This window comes from Achromobacter sp. RT286_PF (assembly GCF_059760425.1).
This window is the reverse complement of the sequence record NZ_JCBAMR010000034.1, coordinates 19,854-41,625: the sequence shown is the minus strand read 5'-3', so window position 1 is coordinate 41,625 and position 21,772 is coordinate 19,854. Positions and strand designations below refer to the sequence as shown.

19 protein-coding genes are annotated in these 21,772 nt (G+C 66.7%); 5 read left to right on the top strand and 14 right to left on the bottom strand.

The features are described 5' to 3' along the window. Window positions 1-5: 5 nt before the first annotated feature. Entirely contained in the window at window positions 6-1,259 is a 1,254-nt protein-coding gene (gene urtA, locus AC6LJY_RS22105; protein WP_046805198.1) for an urea ABC transporter substrate-binding protein, read from the bottom strand. Between the two features lie 372 nt (window positions 1,260-1,631). Between urtA and atzF the strand changes: the two genes are divergently transcribed. The 3 genes from atzF to AC6LJY_RS22090 are packed head-to-tail and all read left to right on the top strand — an operon-like array spanning window position 1,632 to window position 7,870. After that, window positions 1,632-3,476 carry an allophanate hydrolase gene (gene atzF, locus AC6LJY_RS22100; protein ID WP_498136772.1) on the top strand — a complete coding sequence of 615 codons (1,845 nt, stop codon included), beginning with the start codon at window positions 1,632-1,634 and terminating at the stop codon, window positions 3,474-3,476. 27 nt (window positions 3,477-3,503) lie between these two features. Continuing rightward, window positions 3,504-7,145, top strand: coding sequence for an urea carboxylase (gene uca, locus AC6LJY_RS22095; protein ID WP_498136771.1), 3,642 nt, complete (start codon window positions 3,504-3,506; stop codon window positions 7,143-7,145). Then, window positions 7,142-7,870 carry a GntR family transcriptional regulator gene (locus tag AC6LJY_RS22090; RefSeq protein WP_046805201.1) on the top strand — a complete coding sequence of 243 codons (729 nt, stop codon included), beginning with the start codon at window positions 7,142-7,144 and terminating at the stop codon, window positions 7,868-7,870. Before uca ends, AC6LJY_RS22090 begins: the two co-directional genes overlap by 4 nt. On the opposite strand, the gene AC6LJY_RS22085 is transcribed toward AC6LJY_RS22090, so the two are convergent. From AC6LJY_RS22085 to AC6LJY_RS22065, 5 genes are all read right to left on the bottom strand, one after another. Further along, window positions 7,867-8,682: an anti-sigma factor family protein gene (locus AC6LJY_RS22085; protein ID WP_120156771.1), complete on the bottom strand. Its 816-nt coding sequence runs from the start codon at window positions 8,680-8,682 to the stop codon at window positions 7,867-7,869. The two genes, AC6LJY_RS22090 and AC6LJY_RS22085, sit on opposite strands and share 4 nt — an antisense overlap. Before the next feature lies 1 nt (window position 8,683). Continuing rightward, complete coding sequence (locus AC6LJY_RS22080; protein WP_498136770.1) at window positions 8,684-9,196, bottom strand: RNA polymerase sigma factor; 513 nt, start codon at window positions 9,194-9,196, stop codon at window positions 8,684-8,686. A gap of 29 nt (window positions 9,197-9,225) precedes the next feature. Continuing rightward, a complete protein-coding gene (locus tag AC6LJY_RS22075) occupies window positions 9,226-9,594 on the bottom strand; it encodes a COG4315 family predicted lipoprotein (protein WP_046805203.1) in 369 nt (122 codons plus the stop codon). A gap of 112 nt (window positions 9,595-9,706) precedes the next feature. After that, window positions 9,707-10,192 carry a GNAT family N-acetyltransferase gene (locus tag AC6LJY_RS22070; RefSeq protein ID WP_314365015.1) on the bottom strand — a complete coding sequence of 162 codons (486 nt, stop codon included), beginning with the start codon at window positions 10,190-10,192 and terminating at the stop codon, window positions 9,707-9,709. 17 nt (window positions 10,193-10,209) lie between these two features. Continuing rightward, window positions 10,210-11,136: a LysR family transcriptional regulator gene (locus AC6LJY_RS22065; RefSeq protein ID WP_104145583.1), complete on the bottom strand. Its 927-nt coding sequence runs from the start codon at window positions 11,134-11,136 to the stop codon at window positions 10,210-10,212. A gap of 61 nt (window positions 11,137-11,197) precedes the next feature. On the opposite strand from AC6LJY_RS22065, the gene AC6LJY_RS22060 reads away from it, so the two are divergent. Then, window positions 11,198-12,319: a 4-oxalomesaconate tautomerase gene (locus AC6LJY_RS22060; protein ID WP_498136769.1), complete on the top strand. Its 1,122-nt coding sequence runs from the start codon at window positions 11,198-11,200 to the stop codon at window positions 12,317-12,319. Between the two features lie 143 nt (window positions 12,320-12,462). Further along, window positions 12,463-13,431, top strand: a complete 969-nt coding sequence (locus AC6LJY_RS22055; RefSeq protein WP_104145581.1) for a Bug family tripartite tricarboxylate transporter substrate binding protein — start codon at window positions 12,463-12,465, stop codon at window positions 13,429-13,431. A gap of 6 nt (window positions 13,432-13,437) precedes the next feature. On the opposite strand, the gene AC6LJY_RS22050 is transcribed toward AC6LJY_RS22055, so the two are convergent. The 8 genes from AC6LJY_RS22050 to murI all read right to left on the bottom strand — a co-directional run bounded on the left by AC6LJY_RS22050 (window position 13,438) and on the right by murI (window position 21,481). Then, entirely contained in the window at window positions 13,438-14,844 is a 1,407-nt protein-coding gene (locus AC6LJY_RS22050; protein WP_498136768.1) for a DUF1501 domain-containing protein, read from the bottom strand. Continuing rightward, window positions 14,841-16,355, bottom strand: a complete 1,515-nt coding sequence (locus AC6LJY_RS22045; protein ID WP_120156766.1) for a DUF1800 domain-containing protein — start codon at window positions 16,353-16,355, stop codon at window positions 14,841-14,843. The genes AC6LJY_RS22050 and AC6LJY_RS22045 overlap by 4 nt, the downstream gene beginning before the upstream one ends. 112 nt (window positions 16,356-16,467) lie before the next feature. Next, entirely contained in the window at window positions 16,468-17,172 is a 705-nt protein-coding gene (locus AC6LJY_RS22040; RefSeq protein ID WP_219990937.1) for an SDR family oxidoreductase, read from the bottom strand. Between the two features lie 124 nt (window positions 17,173-17,296). Continuing rightward, window positions 17,297-17,746 carry an azurin gene (azu, locus tag AC6LJY_RS22035; protein ID WP_046805249.1) on the bottom strand — a complete coding sequence of 150 codons (450 nt, stop codon included), beginning with the start codon at window positions 17,744-17,746 and terminating at the stop codon, window positions 17,297-17,299. Between the two features lie 171 nt (window positions 17,747-17,917). Further along, window positions 17,918-19,261 (bottom strand): PQQ-dependent sugar dehydrogenase, encoded by a 1,344-nt coding sequence (locus AC6LJY_RS22030; protein WP_498136767.1) that lies wholly within the window; start codon window positions 19,259-19,261, stop codon window positions 17,918-17,920. Window positions 19,262-19,387: 126 nt separating this feature from the next. After that, complete coding sequence (locus tag AC6LJY_RS22025) at window positions 19,388-19,816, bottom strand: universal stress protein (RefSeq protein WP_498136766.1); 429 nt, start codon at window positions 19,814-19,816, stop codon at window positions 19,388-19,390. 17 nt (window positions 19,817-19,833) lie between these two features. Further along, the gene (locus tag AC6LJY_RS22020) at window positions 19,834-20,259 is read right to left on the bottom strand and encodes a universal stress protein (RefSeq protein ID WP_046805212.1); all 426 of its coding nucleotides are present in this window, start codon (window positions 20,257-20,259) and stop codon (window positions 19,834-19,836) included. Between the two features lie 187 nt (window positions 20,260-20,446). After that, on the bottom strand, window positions 20,447-21,481 hold the full coding sequence (gene murI / locus AC6LJY_RS22015) for a glutamate racemase (RefSeq protein ID WP_498136765.1): 1,035 nt from the start codon (window positions 21,479-21,481) through the stop codon (window positions 20,447-20,449). Window positions 21,482-21,772 lie beyond the last annotated feature (291 nt).

Here is a 21,772-nt window from a genome sequence, read left to right as displayed (position 1 = left end):
TTCCCTTAGAGGCCTTGCTTGCCTTCGTTACCCGGGATGTACGGGCTCCAGGGTTGAGCGCGGATCGGACCCTTGCTCTTCCACACCACGTTGAACTGGCCGTCCGCCTTGATCTCGCCGATGTAGACGGGCTTGTGCAGGTGGTGGTTGGTCTTGTCCATTTCGATGGTGTAGCCGTCGGGCGCGTTGAACTTCTGGCCGCCCATTGCCGCAATCACCTTGTCCACATCGGTGGTCTTGGCCTGTTCCACGGCCTGCTTCCACATGTGGATGCCGACGTAGGTGGCTTCCATCGGGTCATTGGTCACGACCGTGCTGGCGTTGGGCAGGTTCTTGGCCTTGGCGTAGGCCTTCCACTTCTTGATGAATTCCTCGTTGACCGGGTTCTTCACCGATTGGAAGTAGTTCCACGCGGCCAGGTGGCCGACCAGCGGCTTGGTGTCCACGCCGCGCAGTTCTTCTTCACCCACCGAGAACGCCACGACCGGCACGTCGGTAGCCTTCAGGCCGGCGTTGCCAAGCTCCTTGTAGAAGGGCACGTTGGAATCGCCGTTGATGGTCGAGATGACGGCCGTCTTGCCGCCGGTGGCGAACTTCTTGATGTTGGCCACGATGGTCTGGTAGTCGGAATGGCCGAACGGCGTGTAGACCTCGTCGATGTCGCTGTCCTTGACGCCCTTGGAGTGCAGGAAGGCGCGCAGGATTTTGTTGGTGGTGCGCGGATAGACGTAGTCGGTGCCCAGCAGCACGAAGCGCTTCGCGCCGCCGCCGTCTTCGCTCATCAGGTATTCCACGGCCGGAATCGCTTGCTGGTTGGGCGCGGCGCCGGTGTAGAACACGTTCTTCTCAAGCTCTTCGCCTTCGTACTGCACCGGGTAGAACAACAGGCCGTTCAGTTCCTTGAAGACCGGCAGCACCGACTTGCGCGACACCGACGTCCAGCAGCCAAACACCACTGCCACCTTGTCCTGCGACAGCAGCTGGCGCGACTTCTCGGCGAACAGCGGCCAGTTCGACGCGGGGTCCACCACCACGGCTTCCAGCTTCTTGCCCATCACGCCGCCGTTGGCATTGATTTCGTCGATGGTCATCAGCGCGACGTCTTTGAGCGACGTCTCCGAGATGGCCATGGTGCCCGACAGGGAATGCAAGATGCCGACCTTGATGGTGTCTTCGGCGGCGAATACCTGCGGCATCCAACCGGACATGGCCAACAGGCTCATGGCGGTCAGTTGCTTCAAGGCTAGTCTGCGTTTCATGGTGACTCCTGGATGGAATGTGCCGGACGCACCGGCAGGAACGATCTCTAACAACACCTGACAACAAGGACCTCAAAGCAAAAGGCATGCCAAGTGCGTGGCGCGCGTCGGGCCGCTGTATGAAGAGGGGGTGTTTACGCGAATGCCGGCGTGCGTGGCTCGGCGGTCGCGGCCGGATCAAAACAGTGCCGCGTGCACAAAACAGGTGCGTGTCCTGCCCGCTTGCGGTGCGCGTGATGCGAGCGCAGTGGGTGCGCGACGGCCATTGCGTGGGGCCATGCGCCGCGCGCCAGAGGGAAACGCCGCCAGTCCGCCAACATGGCACGGCTATTGCTTGGGAATCCGTACTTGTATACAAGAAAGGATTCCAGCATGAATGCCGCAGCAACCCAGACGAGCCCCATTGGTTGGACCATCGCGCAATGGCAGGCCGCCTACCGCGACACCGGCGCGCAGCCCGACGTGCTGCTGGCCGATTACGCCGCGCCGCAAGACGGGCCTGTGGACAATGCCTGGATCTGCCGCGTGGACCGCGCCACGCTGGATGAGCAACTGGATGGCCTGCGCCTGATGTTGGCCGCCGTGGGCGGCGACATGACGCGCCTGCCGCTGTACGGTGTGCCGTTCGCCATCAAGGACAACATCGACGCGGCGGGTTGGCCCACGACGGCGGCCTGCCCGGAATTTGCCTACACCGCACAGGAAGACGCGACCGTGGTGCAGCGCCTGCGCGCGGCCGGCGCCATCCTGATCGGCAAGACCAATCTGGATCAGTTCGCCACCGGCCTGGTGGGCACGCGCTCGCCGCATGGCGCGGTGGCCAACACGTTCAACCCCGACTATGTCAGCGGCGGTTCCAGCTCGGGGTCCGCCTCGGTGGTGGCGCGCGGCATTGCCGCGTTTTCGCTGGGCACCGACACCGCCGGCTCGGGCCGCGTGCCGGCCGGGTTCAACAACATCGTGGGCCTCAAACCCACCAAGGGCTGGCTCAGCACGGCGGGCGTGGTGCCGGCGTGCCGCACGCTGGATTGCGTGTCGATCTTTGCGCTGACCGTGGCCGACGCCGAACTTGTTGCTGAGGTTGCGGGCGGCTACGACGAACGGGATCCGTATTCGCGCCAGATGCCGGCCGGCGCCTCGCTGCCGTGGCCGCGCGCGCCCAAGCTGGCGGTGCCCGCCACCTTGGAATTTTTTGGCGATGCGCAGGCCGCCGCCGTGTTCGAGGACGCCGTACGCGCCTTGAAGGACACGGGCGCGCAAGTGCAGGCCATTGACTTTGCCCCCTTCAATGAGCTGGCCGCGCTGCTGTATCAAGGGCCGTGGGTGGCGGAACGTTTCGCGGCCGTGGAAGACTTGTGGCAAACGCAGCCCGACGCGATCAACCCCGTCGTGCGCGGCATTGTCGAGCAGGCCGCGAACTACACCGCGCTGGATGCGTTCAAGGCGGAATACCGCCGCGCGGAATTGACGCGGCAGATTCATCAGGCACTGGCCGGGTTCGACGCGCTGGTCGTGCCGACCTCGCCGTCGATCTACACCATTGCCCAGTTGCAGGCCGACCCCGTCACGCTGAATTCGCGTCTGGGCGTGTACACCAACTTTGCCAACCTGGCCGACCTGTCGGCGCTGGCCTTGCCCGCCGGCATGCGCGCCGACGGCTTGCCGTCGGGCATTACCGTGATCGGCCTGGCCTGGCAGGACCGCGCGCTGGCACAGTTTGGCCGCTTGTGGCAAGCGCAACGCGGGCTTTCCCTGGGCGCTACCGGCGCACCGCTGCCCGCCGGCATCGACGCCGCGCGCGCGCCCGCCGATACGGTGCGCGTCGCGGTCGTGGGCGCACACCTGACCGGCATGCCGCTGAACCATCAACTGACCTCGCGCCACGCAGTGCTGGTGGAAAAGACGCGCACCGCAAGCGACTACCGCTTGTATGCACTGGCCAACACCACGCCGCCCAAGCCCGGGCTGGTGAAGTCCGAGTCCGGTGCCCCCATCGAGGTGGAACTGTGGGACGTGCCGGTGACGGCGTTCGGCGCCTTCGTGGCCGAAATCCCCGCGCCCCTGGGCATCGGCACGCTGGAGCTGGAAGACGGCCGGCTGGTCAAGGGCTTTATCTGCGAACCGCGCGGCCTGGACGGCGCGCGTGACATCACCGCGTTTGGCGGTTGGCGCGCGTATCTGGCCAGCCTGTCCGCCAACGCCGCTACCCCCCGCTAACCCCATCAAGCCACTGGGAGCCGAACCGTGTTCGATACCGTTCTGATTGCCAACCGAGGCGAAATCGCCGTCCGCGCCATCCGCACCCTGAAGCGCCTGGGCATCCGCAGCGTGGCCGTGTATTCCGACCCCGACCGCAACGCCGCGCACGTGCGCGAAGCCGACGTGGCCGTGGCCCTGGGCGGCGAAAAAGCCGCCGACAGCTACCTGCGCATGGACCTGCTGCTGGCCGCCGCGCGCGAGCACGGCGCACAAGCCATCTACCCCGGCTATGGCTTCTTGTCGGAAAGCGCTGAATTCGCCGAGGCCTGCGAGGCGGCCGGTATCGCGTTCGTGGGCCCCACGCCCTTGCAGATTCGCGAGTTCGGCTTGAAGCACCGCTCGCGCGAACTGGCCGCTGAAGCGGGCGTGCCGATGACGCCGGGCACGGGCTTGCTGGCCAGCTTGGGCGAAGCCTTGTCGCAGGCCGAGCGCATCGGCTACCCCGTCATGCTCAAGAGCACGGCTGGCGGTGGCGGCATTGGCTTGTCGCGCTGCGAGAACGAAGCGGAACTGACCGTGGCGTTCGACAGCGTGCAGCGCATGGGCGAACATTTTTTCCGCGATGGCGGCGCGTTTATCGAACGCTATGTGGATAACGCGCGGCACGTGGAAGTGCAGATCTTCGGGGACGGCGCGGGCCGCGTGTTGGCGCTGGGCGAACGCGATTGCTCGGTGCAGCGGCGCAATCAGAAAGTGATCGAAGAAACGCCCGCGCCGCTGCTGCCGGCCGCAACGCGCGCGGCGCTGCTGGCCGCCGCCGTACAGCTGGGCGAGTCGGTGAACTACCGGTCCGCCGGCACGGTTGAATTCATCTACGACCCGGCGCGCGACAGTTTTTATTTCCTGGAAGTGAACACGCGTCTGCAAGTCGAACACCCCGTCACGGAAGCCGTCACGGGGCTGGACCTGGTGGAATGCATGCTGCGCGTGGCGGCAGGCGAAGCGCTGGACATCGCCGCGATGTCGCGCGCGCCGCAAGGGGCGTCCATCGAGGTGCGCCTGTATGCCGAAGACCCGTTGCGCCAATTCCAACCGTCGCCGGGCGTGCTGACCGAAGTGTTCTTTCCCGAGGGCGTGCGCGTCGATGGCTGGGTGGCGACCGGCACCGAGGTGCCCGCGTTCTACGATCCGATGCTGGCCAAGCTAATTGTGCATGCGGACACGCGCGATGCGGCCTTGGACAAGCTGGCCGACGCGCTGGCGCGCACGCGTCTGCACGGCATCTCCACCAACCTGGACTACCTGCGCCAGATCGTGGCCGACGAACGTTTCCGCGCGGGCATGCTGTCTACGCGTTTCCTGGAGAGCTTTGCGTATCGGCCCGCCGCCATCGAAGTGCTGGAAGCGGGCACCTACACCAGCGTGCAGGATTATCCAGGCCGCACGGGCTACTGGGACATCGGCGTGCCGCCGTCCGGCCCGATGGACGACTACGCGTTCCGGCTGGCCAACCGCATCGTCGGCAACGCGCCGGACGCGGCGGGCATCGAGGCCACGCTGGTCGGCCCGACGCTGCGCTTTCATGGCGACACCATCGTGGCGTTGACGGGCGCCGAGTGCGCGGCCACGCTGGACGGCGAACCGGTGCCGATGTGGCAACCCATTGCCGTGCGTTCGGGCCAGGTGCTGGCCACCGGCCGCGCGCTGTCCGGTTGCCGCAGCTATCTGGCCGTGCGCAACGGCCTGGACGTGCCCGTCTACCTGGGCAGCCGCTCGACCTTTGCGCTGGGTCAGTTCGGCGGCCATGCCGGCCGCACGCTGCGCGTGGGCGACATGCTGGCCATCGTGCGTCCCGAGCTGGATGCGACGGCCACTGCGCCGCTGGCCGAACCCAAGCCCGCACCAGCCGACTTGATCCCCGCGTATGGCAACACCTGGGAAATCGGCGTGTTGTACGGCCCGCATGGCGCGCCGGATTTCTTCCAGCCCGAAGCGATGGACACGTTCTTCGCGGCGGATTGGGAAGTGCACTACAACTCGAACCGCCTGGGCGTGCGCCTGATCGGCCCCAAGCCGACCTGGGCGCGCGAGAACGGCGGCGAGGCGGGCTTGCACCCGTCCAACATCCACGATTGCGAATACGCCATCGGCAGCATCAACTTCACTGGCGACAGCCCCGTCATCCTGACGCGCGACGGCCCCAGCCTGGGCGGCTTCGTGTGCCCCGTGACCATCGCCAGCGCCGAGCTGTGGAAGGTGGGGCAGGTCAAGCCCGGCGACCGCATCCGCTTCGTGCGCATGGACTATCCGCGGGCGGTGGCGCTGCAAGCGGCGCAGGTCCAAAGCGTGGCTGCGCTGGCGGGCGTGGCGCCCGCCGCGACCCAGCCCAGCCCCGTGCCGTCCACCGTGTCCGAGACCATCGTGGCGGCGCTGCCTGCCGAGGGCGCGCGCCCGTCAGTGTCGTATCGCCAGGCGGGCGACGGCTATCTGCTGCTGGAATACGGCGACAACGTGCTGGACCTGGCGCTGCGCATGCGTATCCACCTGCTGATGGAAGCGCTGAACGCCGATCCGATTCACGGGGTGGAAGAGCTGTCGCCGGGCGTGCGCTCGTTGCAGATTCGTTATGACAGCCGTCAGATCCTGCAAGGCGCGCTAATCGAGCGCCTGCTGAAGATCGAAGCGGGGCTGGCGGACGTGGCCACGCTGAAAGTGCCCACGCGCGTGGTCTACCTGCCGATGGCGTTCGAGGATACGGCCACGCTGGGCGCCGTGCAGCGCTACCAGGAAACCGTGCGCGCCAACGCGCCGTGGCTGCCGAACAATGTGGACTTCATCCAGCGCATCAACGGGCTGGCCAGCCGCAACGATGTGCGCGACATCGTGTTTGACGCCAGCTACCTCATCATGGGCTTGGGCGACGTGTACTTGGGCGCGCCATGCGCCGTGCCGATCGACCCGCGACACCGCCTGCTGACGTCCAAGTACAACCCCGCGCGCACCCATACGGCCGAGGGCACGGTGGGCATCGGTGGCGTCTACATGTGCATCTACGGCATGGATTCGCCCGGCGGCTATCAGCTGGTTGGCCGCACCTTGCCGATCTGGAACAAGTTCTTGAAAAACCCCGTGTTCCAGGACGGCAAGCCGTGGCTGCTGCGCTTTTTCGACCAGGTGCGTTTCTACCCGGTGACCGAAGCAGAGCTGGACGTGTTGCGCGAAGACTTCCGCGAAGGGCGCGCCACGGTGCGCATCGAAGAAGAAGTCTTTGACTTCGCCGCGCACCAGCGCTTCCTGGCCGAGCAGGCCGACAGCATCGCCTTGTTCCAGACGCGTCAGAAAAGTGCGTTCGATGCCGAAGTGGCCTTGTGGAAAACGGAAGACGTGGCGGCCGAGCAACCCGCCGCCGCGCCCGAGCCCGAGGCCGACACCGCGCTGCGCGAGGGCGAACGCCTGGTCAGCGCCGACATGTGCGGCAACATCTGGAAGATACCGGTTCAGGTAGGGCAGAGCGTATCGGCCGGCGACACGCTGGTGGTCGTCGAAGCGATGAAGATGGAGCTGTCGGTCATCGCGCCCGCAGCGGGCACGGTCACGGCGATACGCTGCGTGCCGGGCAAGCCCGTCAACGCGGGCGACCCGCTGGTGGTGCTGGCCGAAGACGCCACTTGCACCGTGGCGGGATGATGCGGCTGGAATCCGTTCAGGTCAGCCCGGCGATCCGGCCCGCGCCGGCGCTGGCCGGATCGCTGGCCGACCAGGTGTACCAGCGCATCAAGGACGACCTGTTCGACTTTCGCATGCTGCCGGGCGAACGCTTTACCGAGGCCGATCTGGTGACGCGGCTGGGCGTCAGCCGCACGCCGGTGCGGCTGGGTCTGGCGCGTCTGGAGCGCGAAGGCTTCGTGCTGGCGCGCCCGCGCAGCGGTTGGCAGGTGCGGCCGTTTGATTTCGAACGCTTCGAGGCGCTGTACGACGTGCGCGTGGTGCTGGAGCAGGCGGCGGTGGACAAGCTATGCACGCGCGAGCCGATGGACGACTCCGGCATCCTGGGTGCGTTGAAAGACGTGTGGCTGGTGCCGCCGCCGCAGCGCATTCTGGATGGCCGCTTGGTGGCGCAGCTGGACGAGGCGTTTCATTGTTCGCTGGTAGCCGCCGCCGGCAACCCCGAGATGGCGCAGATACACCGCGACGTCACCGAGAAGATCCGCATCGTGCGGCGGCTGGATTTCACCAAGGATTTTCGGGTGGATGCCACCTACGACGAACACGCGGCGATCCTGCGCGCGGTGCTGGCAAGGCGCGGCGACGAGGCCGCGCGCATGCTGCGTTCGCATATCGAAATGAGCAAGGCGGAAGTGCGCAAGATCACGCTGCACATGCTGCATGAAGCGCGCCAGGGCGGGGGCTAGCCCTGCAACTGCCGGTAGACCTCTTGCGATACCCGTTGCAGTTCGTCGCGGCTGACCGCGCCGGACAGGGCATAGCCAAACTGGCCTTCCACCCAATAAAACACCCGGACCGGCCCTTCCTGCGTGAACTGGAAGGCGGTCTGCCCGCCCGCGGCTTCGCGCGTAACGTACAGCGTCAGGCGTTGCCCATCGGCCGCGCCGTACATGAACTGTGCGACCGGACCCGAGCCGCCGGGCAGCAAGCGGCCGCCCACCAGTTCATAACCCGCCTGCGATAAGGACGGCGCGCGCACCGGCGCGCCCATGCGCTTGGTCAACCACGTAACCAGGCCTTTTTCGTTGTCGGCGCCCACTTCAACCGGGCGGCCCATGTCCGGCGCGTACACCGCGTGCGCGATGGCGGCGCGTTGGGCATAGCCGCCCGCCGCGCGTTCCGGGCTGGCGGTGGCCAATACCGTTTGCATGCGCTGGGCGTCCATCGCGCCGCGCGCCGTCCAGGCCGCGCCGGCGCTCACGGTGGCGATCAACACGCTGGCCGCCAGCGCGCGCCATGGGAACTGCCGCGCGGGCGCTTTCAAGGGCAGCCGCAAGGGCAGGGGTTCATCCAGCACCGGGTCCAGCAGCGCGTGCAGCGCGCGGCGCTGCGCCTGCCAGTCAGACACTCGGGTCTGGTCCTGCGGATGCGTGGCCAGGAACGCGTCCACTTCGGCATGCCGCGCGGGCGGCAGTTGGCCATCCGCATAGGCATGCAGATCGGCTTCGGTGATGGGGCTGCCGGTGTTCGGAACCGGATGAAGGGATTTGTCGTTCATGTCATTTCACGCGATGCAGCCGGTTGACCGTGTCTCGACCCTGCATCAACGCGCCCAGTTTTTCACGGGCGCGTGACAGGCGCGACATGACGGTGCCCAGGGGCACGTCCAGCACCTGGGCCGTTTCCTGGTAGGACAGGTCTTCCACGCAAATCAGCAATAGCACTTCGCGCTGCTCGGGAGGCAAGGCTTGCAGGCAGCGGTCCAGATCACGTACCTCCAGATGGTCGGTCTGCGTGGCGCGCACCGGCGCGTCGGGCAAGTCGCCCGGCGCGGTCTGGTCGGCCCGCCGGTTGGTGGCGCGCACGCCGTCGATGAAGTGGTTGTGCATGATGCCGAACATCCAGGCGCGTAGCTCGCCGCGTTTTTGCCAGCGGGAAAAGCGGCTCCATGCGCGCTCCAACGTGTCCTGCACCAGGTCATCGGCCCGGTGCGGGTCGCCCGTCAGCCCGCGGGCGTAACGCCGCAGGCTGGGGATGCAGGCCAGGATCAGGGCCTCGTCGTCGGCGCGCATGGTCAAGCTTGGGCGGCGTCAGGCGCGGGTCAGGGCTTGATGACGTGCCAGACGTCCTTGAAGTTGTCGCCGGTCTTGTCGCCCGGCTTGGTGTCCTTGGCGTACAGGTAGACGGGCTTGCCCTTGTACGCCCATTGCTTGGAGCCGTCGTCGCGGGTGATGACGGTCAGATCGCCCATGGGCTTGGCGTCGGCGGGCGCGGCGACGGGCGGCCAGATCTTGGCGCACTGGTCGTTGCAGGCGCTTTTGCCCCCGCTGTCTTTGTCGAAGGTGTAGAGCGTCATGCCCGCGCTGTTGACCAGCATGCCGTCTTGCGTCTTGACGGCTTGGGCGTGGGCGCCGGCCGTGAACAGGGCGGCGGAGCCAAGAACCAGGGCGGCGGCGATATGTTTGCGCATGTTGAGCCTCGTACGATGTGGGGGAAGGGGTGACTGCCCACTACAGACGCCTGCCGCCGGGGCTTTATTCCAGGCGGGCAAAAAGAAATTGCATCGGTCGTTGCTGCAAGGGTCAGCCGGCCGGCCGGACCGCGCCGGGTTCGTAACGCATTTCATATTCCAGGTCGGTCTCCTTGACGCGGGTGAAGCCCAAAGCGGCGTACAGCCGCTGGGCGGGGTTGCTCTTGAGTACGTTCAGCGTCACGGGCGCGCCTTGCGCATCGGCCTGATCCAGGATGCTTTCCAGCAGGCGCCGGCCCAGGCCACGGCCCTGGAAGTCCGGCGCGATCTGGATCTGCACGATGTGCCAGCCGGCAGGGTCGCGGTAGTGCTTGAACAGCCCGGCGGGGCGGCCGTCCACCCAGACGATGTGCGCGTCGTCGAAGTGGTACTGGATGCGGGCCAGGTGGTCGGCGTCAGCCGTCGGCGCGCCGGCGCGTTCCAGGTGTTCCTGCATGGTGGCCTTGCGCAACGCCAGCAGAAAAGGCACGTCTTCTTCGGTGGCGGGCTGCAAGGCCAGGGAATGATCAGGGGCGCGGGGCGCTTGGGACGTCTTCATGGGGCTTCGGGGTGATTTCAGGGCGGGGTCGGGGTTTTGCGTTTGGCCAGCTTGCCGGTCTGATGAATCAGGTTATAGAGCTGTTGGGCCGCCGGCGCCAGCGGCCGGCCGCGCCGCGCGATCAGGCCCAGCGTGCGCGTGACGCGTGGATGCTCCAGCTTGACGCTGGTCAGCGTGGCGTGGCCGGCCAGCGGCATCGCCAGCTGCGGCACCGCCGCCACGCCCAGCCCGGCTTCCACCAGGCCCAGCAGGGTCATCACGTGACTGACTTCGAACGCGCTGACGGTGCGCTTGCCGCTCTTGGCCAGCGCATCGTCGATCAGCAGGCGGTTGCCGCTTTCCTTGGCGACGGTCATGAAGCGTTCTTGCGACAGGTCTTCCCACGACACGCTGCGGCGAGTAGCCAGCGGATGGTCGCGCCGCACCGCCAGCACGAAGTCTTCGCGCAGCACCGCCTTGAAGTCCACATCGGGTTCCTGCGTGCCGAAAAAACTGATGCCGAAATCGGCGCGGCCCGTCACCACGCTGTTGAGCACGGTGTTGGCGGTTTCGTCGATGATGCGCACGCGGATGCGCGGGAAGCGTTCGGTGTAGTCGCGAATGACCGAGGGCAGGAAGTAATACGCCACGGAAGGCACGCAGGCCACGGTGACCAGGCCGCCGCGCTGCGCGGCCAGGTCGCCGATGCTGAGCACGGCGCTTTCCAGTTCATCGATGGCGCTGCGGGCACGCTCCAGGAAGATGCGGCCCACCTGGGTCAGCGATACGCGGCGCGTGGTGCGTTCCAGCAGGCGCGCGCCCAGGATGCTTTCCAGCTTGTCGATGCGGCGGCTAAGTGCCGGCTGCGACAGGTGCAGGTCATCGGCCGCCGCGCGAAAGCTGGCGCGCTCGGCCACGGCCACGAATGCCTGTAATTCCTGTAAGTCGAAATTGATGCGCGCCATGCATTAATCCATCCGTAAGTTGCAATTCACATCATAGCCATGCCCGCGCAGAATGGCTTGCATGGAAACCATCATCCCTTGCGTCCTGATGCGCGGCGGCACGTCGCGCGGCCCCTTCTTCCTGAGCGACTGGTTGCCGGCTGACCCCGTGCAACGCGACCGCCTGCTGTTGATGGCCATGGGCTCTCCCCACGCGCTACAGATCGACGGGCTGGGCGGCGGCAACTCGCTGACCAGCAAGGTGGCCATCGTGTCGCGTTCGACCCGGCCCGACTGCGATATCGACTACCTGTTCGCGCAGGTGTCGGTGGAGAAGGCCAGCGTGGACACCCGGCCCAATTGCGGCAACATGCTGTCGGGCGCGGCGCCGTTCGCCATCGAGGAAGGCCTGGTCCAGGCGCAGGACGGCGTCACCTCGGTGCGGGTGCACAACGTCAATACCGGCGCCGTCATCGAAGCCGTGGTGCAAACCCCGGGCGGCCACCTGACTTACGAAGGCGATGCGCGCATTGACGGCGTGGCCGGGTCGGCGGCGCCCGTGCGGCTGAACTTCCTTGACGCCTGGGGCGCGGTCACCGGCCGCTTGTTTCCCACGGGCCGGCGGCAGGACACCGTGGATGGCGTGGCGGTCACCTTGATCGATGCGGCCATGCCGATGGTGCTGATGCAGGCGGCCGACTTTGGCCTGTCGGGCAGTGAAAGCGCCGCGCAGCTGGACGGCAACGCCGACCTGCTCCCGCGCATCGAGCGCATCCGGCGGCAAGCCGGCCTGCTCATGGGCCTGGGGGACGTCTCGAACAGCGTCATTCCGAAACCGGTGCTGGTGGCGCCGTCCCCAACCCAAGATGGGCTGGCATTGCAATCGCGTTATTTCACGCCGCGCGCCTGCCATCGGGCGCATGCCGCCACGGGCGCGGTGGGCGTCGCCAGCGCCTTCCTCATGCCCGGCACGGTGGCCCACGATTGTGGCGGACCGCCGATACAGGCGGGGTATCGCAGCGTGCGTATCGAACACCCATCGGGCGCGATGAGCATCGATGTCGACCTGGACCCGGCCAGCGGCGTGGTGCGCAGGGCGGGCCTGGTGCGCACCGCACGCAAGATCATGAAAGGGCAGTTGTACGTGCCCGGCCAGTACACCGATGCCCCCGTCTGCGTGGAGGAATCCCACGCAATGGCTTAGCCCGTTGATACCAGTCAACGGGTAATCGGGTCCGACAAAAAGGGCAAAACCGCCCCGGACCCTTGATCTTTCCCTACCGTCGAAGCGACCCGTGGCTATGACACAGAAGTGCCGCACGACGACCCCTGAATCAGGAGACAACCATGAAGCACCCTCACGTCAAGACCGCCTGCGCGGCCGCCATGCTGTTTGCGTTCAGTGCGTTTGCGCACGCCGAATTTCCCGAGCGTGCCATCACGCTGGTCGTCCCCACCGCGGCGGGGGGCGGCAACGACGTGCTGGCGCGCGTGGTGGGGCAGAAGATCGGCGAGCTGCTGGGCCAGACCGTCATCGTGGTGAACAAGCCCGGTGCGCAAGGGGCCATTGCGTCCGACTACGTGGCGCGTCAGCCGGCTGACGGCTACACGCTGATGCTGGGCTACATCGGCACGCACGGCATCAATCCCGCCATGCAGAAACTGAACTACGACCCCGTCAAGGACTTCACGCCAATCGGCATGGTGGCCGATTCGCCCACCATCATGGTCGTGTCCACGCGCATCCCGGTCAAAGACGTGGCGGCGCTGGTGAAGTACGGCCACGAGCATCCGGATGGCTTGAACTATGCATCGGCAGGCCCGGGCACCGCGCCGTCGGTGGCCGGCGAACTGTTCAATCAAGCCACCGGCACCACCATGCTGGACGTGCCGTACAAAGGCTCGGCGCCGGCGCTGACCGACACCTTGGGGGGCGTCACCCAGGTCATGTTTCCCAGCCTGTTCAGCGTGTACCCGCACCTGAAGTCGGGCATGATCCAGGCCCTGGCGGTGGCCGGGTCGACGCGCTCGGCGGCGTTGCCGGACTTGCCCACGCTGGCCGAAGCGGGCGTCAAGGGCGTGGACGTGCCGCAGTGGTACGCCATCTTTGCGCCCGCCAAGGCGGCGCCTTCGGTGGTGGTGACGCTGAACAAGGCGCTGAATCAGGCCCTGGCGGACCCGGCGGTGGCGCAGAAAATCGCGGAGCAAGGCGCCGAGGTGCGCCAGAGTACGCCAGCCGAATTGGGGGCGTTCGTGGAGAGCGAGGCACTGCGTTGGAAGCAGTTGCTGGGCAAGCGCAAGCTGGCTTCGGGCTGACGGCCGTTACGCCTGCATCAGCATCAGCCGGTCCGCGTCGAAGTTCTTCAAGTTTGGGAACACCAGGCCCAGGTCGTCGCGGCCGGCGCCAAACCATGCGCACAGCGAGGCGCCCAGCTGGTCCACCGCCAACGTGGGCAGCAAACGGCCGTTGTCTACAAAGCCGGGGCCGTCCAGGGCGATCTCGGGGTGCGTACCGTAAAAGCGCCCGCCATTGACCGCCCCGCCCATGACCAGATGATGCGCGCCCCAGCCGTGGTCGGAACCATTGCCGTTGGACCCCAGCGTGCGTCCGAACTCCGACGCCGTGAAAGTGGTGACGCTTTCGGCCACGCCCATCGACGCCAAGGCCTGCTGGAACGTGGCCATGGCCTGGCCCAGCTCGCGCAACAGCGCGGGGTGGGTGTCATTCAAGCCGGTGTGATTGTCATAGCCGTTCTGCGACACAAAGAACACCTGGCGCCGCGCGCCCAGCGCCTGCCTTGCGCCGATGATGCGCGCCACGATCTTCAATTGCTGCGCCAGCGGAGACGCGAAATCACCCGGCACCGCGACGTCGGCCAACGCCGCGCGCAGCTGCGTGTCTGCATCGATGGACTGCGCGGCGATGCGCGATAGCTCGCGTTCCATCAGATGCTCGCGCGGCTGCGTGATCAGTTGGCGCAGCAGCGCCGTGCACGCGCTGGACCCGTACATATCGCGGTGCAGCAGATCAATGGACGTGGACCCGTTGATGCCGACCCGATAGGCCGCGACCTTGCGCCCTGCCAGCAGCACCGTGCTGCCGCCCGCCGTGATGCCGGTGAACGTGCGCTGGGCGTTGGCGCTAGCAAACAGGTCGGTCAGCCGGCCGCCCCAGCCCGACGATGCCCCCTCGGGCGCGAGGGCCTGCCAGTAGGCCTGCTGGTCGTTATGCGAAAACAGCTTGGGCGGCAAGGGCACGCGCGCGCTGATGTATTCGGCCTTGGTCGTGGGCGCCACCAGCGGCCCCACGTTCAATAACACGGCCAGGCGTCCGCTTTCGTACAGCGGGGCCAAGGGGGCCAGCGCGGGCGCCAGCGCAAATTGCGCACCGCCTGCGGCGGGTGCCTTGCCGCGCAAGACGGTGGCTTGCAACGCGTCGCGTGGCAGGGCGATGTCGCCGCGCGCGGCGGCGTAGGCGCGATAGGCGGGCGAGTCAAAGGGAACGATCGTGTTGTAGGGGTCGTTGCCGCCATACAGGAAGACGCATACCAGCGCCTTGTAGGAAGATGGCGACCCCGACCCCGATGCCGATGGCTCCGGCAGGGATTGCGCGGCCGCGGCACCCAGGGCCGCCAGGTTCAGCGCCAGCGGCGCGGCCGCACCCGTCGCCCCCAGCGCGCAGGCGCGAAGCAGGAAGGCGCGGCGGTCGGCGTCGTGGCTTCGTTTCATTTTTGCACCAGGTATTCGGGGCTGGCGGCCACCAGCATGATCGCGGCGCGCACGCGGTCGCGCGGCCGGTGGGCGGGCAGGGTAGCCACCGCTTGCGCGATGGCGCTGGCGGTTGTTGCGCTGAAGGCATCGCCCGCCAGCAGCAGCACCACGCGCGCCACCAGCGCGTCGGGGTCGCGCGCCAAGGCAATTTCGGGCGCATACGATGTCTGCAAATCCTCCCAGCCGCGATCGGCGTAGACCGCCAGAAAATTCAGGTAGCCGGCAATGCTGGTCTCATCCGTGATCTGTAGTTCGGGCGCGACCAGATGCCGACGGGCCAACTCGGTGACGGGTGGCGTATAGCGCGGCCGAAAAAAGTTGAACACGGTGGCCGACCGCATCGGGCTTTGCGCCAGCCGTATCGTGTTGTCGGTGGTGTCCGGCATCGCCCACGCGCCATTGGTCGACGTGGCGCCGAACGCGCGCGCCCATCCCGAAAAGCGCAGGATGGGTTCGCGCACCTTGCCCCAGCCGGGGTTCGCCAGATCGGGGTTGCGCGCCTCCGGGTCCAGCAAGATGGCGCGCAGCACCGCCTTGAGGTTGCCGCGCGCGCCGCTGCCGTCGTCGTCAAACACGGCCGATACGCGCCGCACATACGCCGGGCTGGGGTTGCTGGTGACCAGCCGCTGTATCAGTTGCATGCCGATGAAAGGGCCCACGTTCGGATGCGCACAAATGACGTCCATGGCGCGCTTGAGCGACAGGTGCCCATCGGTGCCCGCGGGAATCACCGTGCCCAGGAAGCGCTTTTCCGCCATGGAGTGCTGCGCGTTGTTCAGCGCCATGGGGCGGCGATGAAATTGCACGTCGGTCTCGGGGCCGTTGATGTCCCAGCCGGTGAACACGCGCGCCAGCCCCTGCACATCGGCGTTGGTATAGGTTTCGACCGGCGCGCCGTTGACCTTCCTGACGGTGCCATCGGGCTCCAGTTCCAGCAGCCCGATGCTGAACAGCTGCATGACCTCGCGCGCGTAGTTCTCGTCGGGATGGCGGCCGGTCTTGGGGTCTTCCTTGCGGTTGCCGCGATAGGTCAGCATGCAGCCCATCGACAGGTTCTTGGTCACGGCGGTCAGCAGCGCCTGGTAGCTGCCCAGCGCGTGCTCGGCCAGCAGGTCCATGAAGCCGGCCGCGCCGAACAGCGGCCACGAGGCGGTGATGGACTGCACGCCCACCACGAATATTTCCGATAGCGCGAAGGCCATGCGCGTGCGCACCTGGTCTTCGGCGCTGATGAACTTGCGCCACAGCGTGGATTCCAGCGGCGCGTTGATGCCGTTGCCCTTGAATGCCTCGGTGTTTTTCTTCTGCTGTAGCAGCCAGTCGAAATGCGTTTGGGATGGCGGCATCGCCAGCTGCGCGTCCAGCCACGCAGCGTAGCCGTCGCGCACCACGGCGTCGATCAGGGCGGGGGTGGGCCCGAACGTGGCCTGCGCCAGAAAGCGCGAGGCCTGGCCGGGGGTAACTGTCATCGCAAGCCTCTCGTCGAATGCGAAAAACTACGGTACTGAACCGCGCGGCGCGCTTCAATACCGTCATTCGGACGAGAGGATTAATCCTTAAGCATGAGGCCCGGGCCGGGGCTCAGACCGAGCGCGTGATGCCGCCGTCGATACGGATGTTCTGGCCGGTGATGTAGGACGACGCGTCAGACGCCAGGAAGGCGATCAGGTCCGCTACTTCCTCGGCGGTGCCGTAGCGGCCCATGGGGATGCGCGCGCGGCGGTCTTCCTTTTCGGGCAGGCTGTCGATAAAGCCGGGCAGCACGTTGTTCATGCGCACATTGTGTTCGGCGTATTCGTCGGAAAACACTTTGGTGAAGGCGGCCAGGCCGGCGCGGAACACGCCGGAGGTGGGGAACAGCGCTTCGGGTTCAAAGGTGGCGTACGTGGAGATATTGACGATGGCGCCCGACTGTTGCTGCTTCATCACCGGCGCCACCAGGCGCGCGATGCGCACGACGTTTAGCAGGTAGTACTCCATGCCCAGGTGCCAGTCGTCGTCGCTGATGGACAGAAGCGGGCCCTTGGGACCGTGGCCCGCGCTGTTGACCACCGCATCGACTCGGCCCCATTTTTGCAACGTGGTTTCCACCAGCCGTGCCAGGTCTTCGGGCGAGCGGTTCGAGCCGGTAACGCCCAGCCCGCCCAATTCACCCGCCAGGGATTCGCCCTTGCCGGACGACGACAAGATCGCGACGCGGTAGCCGTCGGCCGCCAATTTGCGCGCTGCCGCAGCGCCCATGCCACTGCCGCCCGCCGTCACGATCGCTACTTTTTCCGTGCTCATGCCTGCTCCCTGTCGGTGTGTACGAGAAAGCGGCCATTGTAGGGGGAACGCACCCAATGGAAACGGGCTGTCGCCCCTAAAGAATGGGGGGCGACAGCCCGTGTCGGCCGCGGCGTCAGGCGGGTCAGTCGACCAGCTTCAGGCTGCCTTTCATCAGGGCGAAGTGGCCGGGGAACGAGCAGAAGTAGGTGTAGTCGGTGCCGGCGGCCAGCTTGCTGACATCGAAGGTGACGGAGTCGGACTGCCCGCCACCGATCACCTTGGTGTGCGCGATGACGCGCGCGTCGCCCTTTTTGACGTAGTCGTTGTCCAGGCCGGCGGCCATGCCGTCGTTGACGGCGCCCTGCATGTCGGCGGAGGTGGTCAGCACCCAGTTGTGGCCCATGACGTTCTTGGCCAGGTTGCCCGGGTGCTTGAGGTTCACGGTGAACTGCTTGCAGCTTTTGCTGACCGTGATTTCCTTCTTGTCGAACTGCATCTGGTCATTGCCGGCGATATCCACCGAGCATTCGGCAGCCAGGACCGGAGCGGATGCGGCAGCCAGGATCGCGGCCACGCAAAGTTTCTTGAACATCATTTCTTGCCTCCAACGTTTCACTACAAGCGGATTTCCGGCCTGCGCTTGCGCGCCATGACCGGTTTCACGACATTCTGACTCCGCTACCGGCCAGAATGCCAACACCCGCGCAAGCGGGCTTGATGCAGCGCAAGCCAAGGCGATTGAGTTGCGTGAAAGCGTGGCCGGTCAGGGCTTGGGGCTGACGCGCCAGATTACGTTGCCGACGTCATCGGCCACCAGCAAGTCGCCTTGGCCATCAATGGCGACCCCTACCGGGCGCCCCTGCGCCTGCCCGTCCTTGTTCAGAAATCCGGTCAGCACATCGCGTGCCGGGCCATTGGGCGCGTTATTTTCAAAGGGTACGAAGATGACTTTGTAGCCACTGCGCGGGTCGCGATTCCAGGAACCGTGCTGGCCGACAAACATGCCGCCGGCGTAGGGGGCGGGCAACCGCGCGGCGCCGGACCAGGCCAGCCCGAGCGAGGCGGTGTGCGGGCCCAACGCATAGTCGGGCACGATGGCGCGCGCCACCAGGTCCGGGCGCGGCGGCGTGACCCGGGTGTCCACGTGCTGCCCGTAATAGCTGTAGGGCCATCCATAGAAGCCGCCGTCTTTTACCGACGTCATGTAATCGGGAACCAGGTCGCTGCCCAGCTCGTCACGCTCGTTCACGGCCGTCCACAGCGTCTTGCCATCGGGTGCCCAAGCCATGCCGACCGGGTTGCGCAGGCCCGTGGCGTAGAGCCGCTTGTTGCCGGTGGCCACATCAATTTCCCAGATGGCGGCGCGCCCCTCTTCGATGTCCATGCCGTTTTCCGCCACATTGCTGTTGGACCCGACCGACACGTACAGCTTGCTGCCGTCCGCGTTGGCGATCAGGTTCTTGGTCCAGTGGTGGTTGATGCCGGCCGGCAGGTCGGTGACGTGCACGCCGGGGGCCTGAATCTGCGTCTGGCCGGGCTGGTACGGAAAGCGCAGCACGGCGTCGGCATTGGCCACGTAAAGCTGGTTGCCGACCAGCGCCATGCCGAAGGGCGAGTTCAGGTTTTGCAGCAGCACGCTGCGCGTTTCCGCCACGCCGTCGTGGTCGGCATCGCGCAGCAGGGTGATGCGATTGGCGCTGGGCGTCTTGGCGCCGGCGCGCTTCATGACGATGCCCGCCGCCCATTCCTTGATGCCGCCGCCCGCCCCTTCGGGCTTGGGCGGCGCATTGGTTTCCGCGACCAGCACATCGCCGTTGGGCAGTACGTAAAGCCAGCGCGGATGGTCCAGGCCGCTGGCGTACGCGTTAACGGCCAGGCCGGCGGCGGCCACGGGCTGTGCGCCGTCGGACCAGCCGACGGCCTTTGCGGTGTTGACGGTGGGGATCAGCGTGGAGTTGGGCGCAGGCAGCGTCGGGTTGGGACCCATGCCGGATTCCACGGGCAGGGTGGCGATTTCACCGCAGGCGGCAAGTGTGGCCAGGGCGGCCATCGCGCCGATTGTCAGGCCGGCCTTCGCCAGGGGGCGCGTGGTACGCGGGGTGGGCATGATGCGACTCCAGGCTGTGGATTCGCATCATCATACCTAGCTGGATGCGCCGGGCATCGGCTCGGCCCGGGCGGGGCCTCGGATTGCCGTTGCCACGAGGGATCGCGGCCGGGCCCGCGTAGCCATTCACTTCACCAGCGTGACCGGTACCTCGGCAAGTTGCAGCACCTGGTTGGCGACGGACCCCATCAGGATGTTGACCAGCGTACCGTGACCGCGAGTGCCCATCACGATGCGAGCGCAGTGCTGGTCGCGGGCGTATCCGGCGATCTCGGTGGCGGGGTGGCCAAACAGTACCTGGCTGGTGTGGTCGGTGCCCGTCGCGTCCAGCAGTTGCCGCGCATCGTGCGTGGCCTCCTGGCCCTCGCGGGCGTAGAACTGGTCGATCATGTCTTGCGTGATCAGGCGCGACACGCCCGCGCGGCCATGCGTGGGTGTCTGGACGTTGACAAGGTGGATGCGCGCGGACGCCGCGCCTTCGGCCAATTGACGGGCATAGAGCACTGCGCGGTTGGCATTGTCGGAGCCGTCGACCGGGACAAGGATGTTCAACATGGTTGCTCCTGTGTGCGTTACTTGACCAACGTGACGGGCAGGTCTGTCAGGTGCACAACGCGCGTGGCGATGGACCCCATGAACAAAGACGATACCGAGCCCAGGCCGCGCGAGCCCATGTAGATTTCGTCCGCATCGGATTCCGCCGCCACGCGGATGATGGTGTCGGCGGGTTCGCCGACTTCGATGCGTACGTCGAACGGCACGCCGGCTTTGGTGAGCAGGTCGCTGCTGGCCCGAAGCGCGGCGCGGGCTTCGTCCTGGTGGTACGCATCAATGTCGGCTTGCGCCAGACCGCGTCCGATCTTGCCCGACTTGAGCGGAATCTGAACCGTCAGCAACTCGACGTGCGCGACGGGATCGTAAGCGCGTGCCGCCAGCAAGGCTTGGACGGCGTGCAGCGCGGGCGGCGAGCCGTCGACGGGTATCAGGATGCGTTTCATGCGCGTCTCCTTGGGTGCGAGCCTGGGCAGGCGGATTTTTCTACTGTATTCGAATTATTCGCCGGTTTCGGGCCGGGGAAGATGCGCTGGATCAAGCGGGGCGCAGACAGGGAGGTTGCTGCGGTGCGGGATGCTTGGGGTTTTTTCACCCCGATTTTTCGCCTGCAATGTCGACCGAGGGCCGCCGCTACCGCCAGCGCGCGGGAGTTTGAGCGACTGCCACGCCCGGCGCCCAAAGCCGGTCCGCCAGGGCGGCCACGGCCGGCGCATGGCCGGTCGTCTCCAGTTGGCAGATGGCGTGGGGGTGGTGGCCGGTGGCGGGGTCGCCACGGTCCGAGCGGCCTTGGCCCGAGGTGCCTTTGTCCGAGCCGCCTTGGTCCAAGCCGTCTTTGTCCGAGGCGCCTTGGTCCGAGCCGCCTTGGTTCGAGCGGCCTTTGTCCGAGCCGCCTTGGTCCAAGCCGTTTTTGTCCGAGCCGTCTTTGTCCGAGCCGCCTTGGTCCGGGACGGTCTTGCCCGGGTCGGCTGTGCCAGGGGCGCCAGAGCGCAACAGCCGGCGTTGCTGCAACTGGTGCTTGAGCCAGCGGGCGACGGGCGCGCCCGTTTCCAGCAACGGCACGCCAGGGCCGGCCGCCGCCTGGATCGCGTCGCGCAAAAAGGGAAAGTGGGTGCAGCCCAGCACCAGCACGTCGGCCCCGGCCGCGCGCAGTTCCTCGACGGGCGCGCGCACCGCCGCGTCCACCTCGGGGCCTGACAATATGCCTTGTTCCACCAGCGCCACCCATTCGGGGCAGGGCCGCAATACGATGCGCACCTCGGGCGCCTCGCGCTGGACCAGCGTGGCGAACTTGGGGCTGGCCAACGTGCCGGTCGTGGCGAACACGCCGACCACGCCGCTATGCGTCAGATGCGCAGCCGGCTTGATGGCGGGCTCTACGCCGATGATGATCAGGTCGGGGTATCGCGCGCGTAGCGGCGCGATGGCGGCGGCGGTGGCCGTGTTGCATGCCACGACCATGGCCTTGGCCTGCCGCGAGACAAAATAGTCCGCCATGGCGTAGGCGCGCTGCAACACGAAGTCCTGCGTTTTGTCGCCATACGGCACGTGGGCCGAGTCGGCCACGTACAGCAAGGATTCATCGGGCAGGGCGTCACGAATGGCGCGCAACACGCTCAGGCCGCCAACGCCGGAATCGTATACGCCGATGAGGGAATCACAAGACATGGTGGCAACGCAAAAAGGAAAGACACGTGCCGCGCAGTGTAGCGCCGCGAGCAGGGCGTCTGGCCCGTGGTCCGGCCCGTCTCCGGCCCCTAGTCCGAGTCCGATCCTGGACCTGTACCCGATCCCAGACCTGAAGCCGATCCTGTGCCCGAGCCCGAACCCGAACCCGAGCCCGAGCCCGAGCCCGAACCCGAACCCGAACCCGAACCCGAACCCGAACCCGAACCCGAACCCGAACCTGAACCCGAACCCGAACCCGGAGCTGAACCCGAACCCGAGCCGGAAGCTGGC

Excerpts from the sequence above, each read along its gene's own strand:
- urtA (WP_046805198.1), bottom strand. The coding sequence starts at position 1,259 with ATGAAACGCAGACTAGCCTTGAAGCAACTGACCGCCATGAGCCTGTTG.
- atzF (WP_498136772.1), top strand. The coding sequence starts at position 1,632 with ATGAATGCCGCAGCAACCCAGACGAGCCCCATTGGTTGGACCATCGCG.
- AC6LJY_RS22090 (WP_046805201.1), top strand. The coding sequence starts at position 7,142 with ATGATGCGGCTGGAATCCGTTCAGGTCAGCCCGGCGATCCGGCCCGCG.
- AC6LJY_RS22085 (WP_120156771.1), bottom strand. The coding sequence starts at position 8,682 with ATGAACGACAAATCCCTTCATCCGGTTCCGAACACCGGCAGCCCCATC.
- AC6LJY_RS22080 (WP_498136770.1), bottom strand. The coding sequence starts at position 9,196 with ATGCGCGCCGACGACGAGGCCCTGATCCTGGCCTGCATCCCCAGCCTG.
- AC6LJY_RS22075 (WP_046805203.1), bottom strand. The coding sequence starts at position 9,594 with ATGCGCAAACATATCGCCGCCGCCCTGGTTCTTGGCTCCGCCGCCCTG.
- AC6LJY_RS22070 (WP_314365015.1), bottom strand. The coding sequence starts at position 10,192 with ATGAAGACGTCCCAAGCGCCCCGCGCCCCTGATCATTCCCTGGCCTTG.
- AC6LJY_RS22065 (WP_104145583.1), bottom strand. The coding sequence starts at position 11,136 with ATGGCGCGCATCAATTTCGACTTACAGGAATTACAGGCATTCGTGGCC.
- AC6LJY_RS22060 (WP_498136769.1), top strand. The coding sequence starts at position 11,198 with ATGGAAACCATCATCCCTTGCGTCCTGATGCGCGGCGGCACGTCGCGC.
- AC6LJY_RS22055 (WP_104145581.1), top strand. The coding sequence starts at position 12,463 with ATGAAGCACCCTCACGTCAAGACCGCCTGCGCGGCCGCCATGCTGTTT.
- AC6LJY_RS22050 (WP_498136768.1), bottom strand. The coding sequence starts at position 14,844 with ATGAAACGAAGCCACGACGCCGACCGCCGCGCCTTCCTGCTTCGCGCC.
- AC6LJY_RS22045 (WP_120156766.1), bottom strand. The coding sequence starts at position 16,355 with ATGACAGTTACCCCCGGCCAGGCCTCGCGCTTTCTGGCGCAGGCCACG.
- AC6LJY_RS22040 (WP_219990937.1), bottom strand. The coding sequence starts at position 17,172 with ATGAGCACGGAAAAAGTAGCGATCGTGACGGCGGGCGGCAGTGGCATG.
- azu (WP_046805249.1), bottom strand. The coding sequence starts at position 17,746 with ATGTTCAAGAAACTTTGCGTGGCCGCGATCCTGGCTGCCGCATCCGCT.
- AC6LJY_RS22030 (WP_498136767.1), bottom strand. The coding sequence starts at position 19,261 with ATGCCCACCCCGCGTACCACGCGCCCCCTGGCGAAGGCCGGCCTGACA.
- AC6LJY_RS22025 (WP_498136766.1), bottom strand. The coding sequence starts at position 19,816 with ATGTTGAACATCCTTGTCCCGGTCGACGGCTCCGACAATGCCAACCGC.
- AC6LJY_RS22020 (WP_046805212.1), bottom strand. The coding sequence starts at position 20,259 with ATGAAACGCATCCTGATACCCGTCGACGGCTCGCCGCCCGCGCTGCAC.
- murI (WP_498136765.1), bottom strand. The coding sequence starts at position 21,481 with ATGTCTTGTGATTCCCTCATCGGCGTATACGATTCCGGCGTTGGCGGC.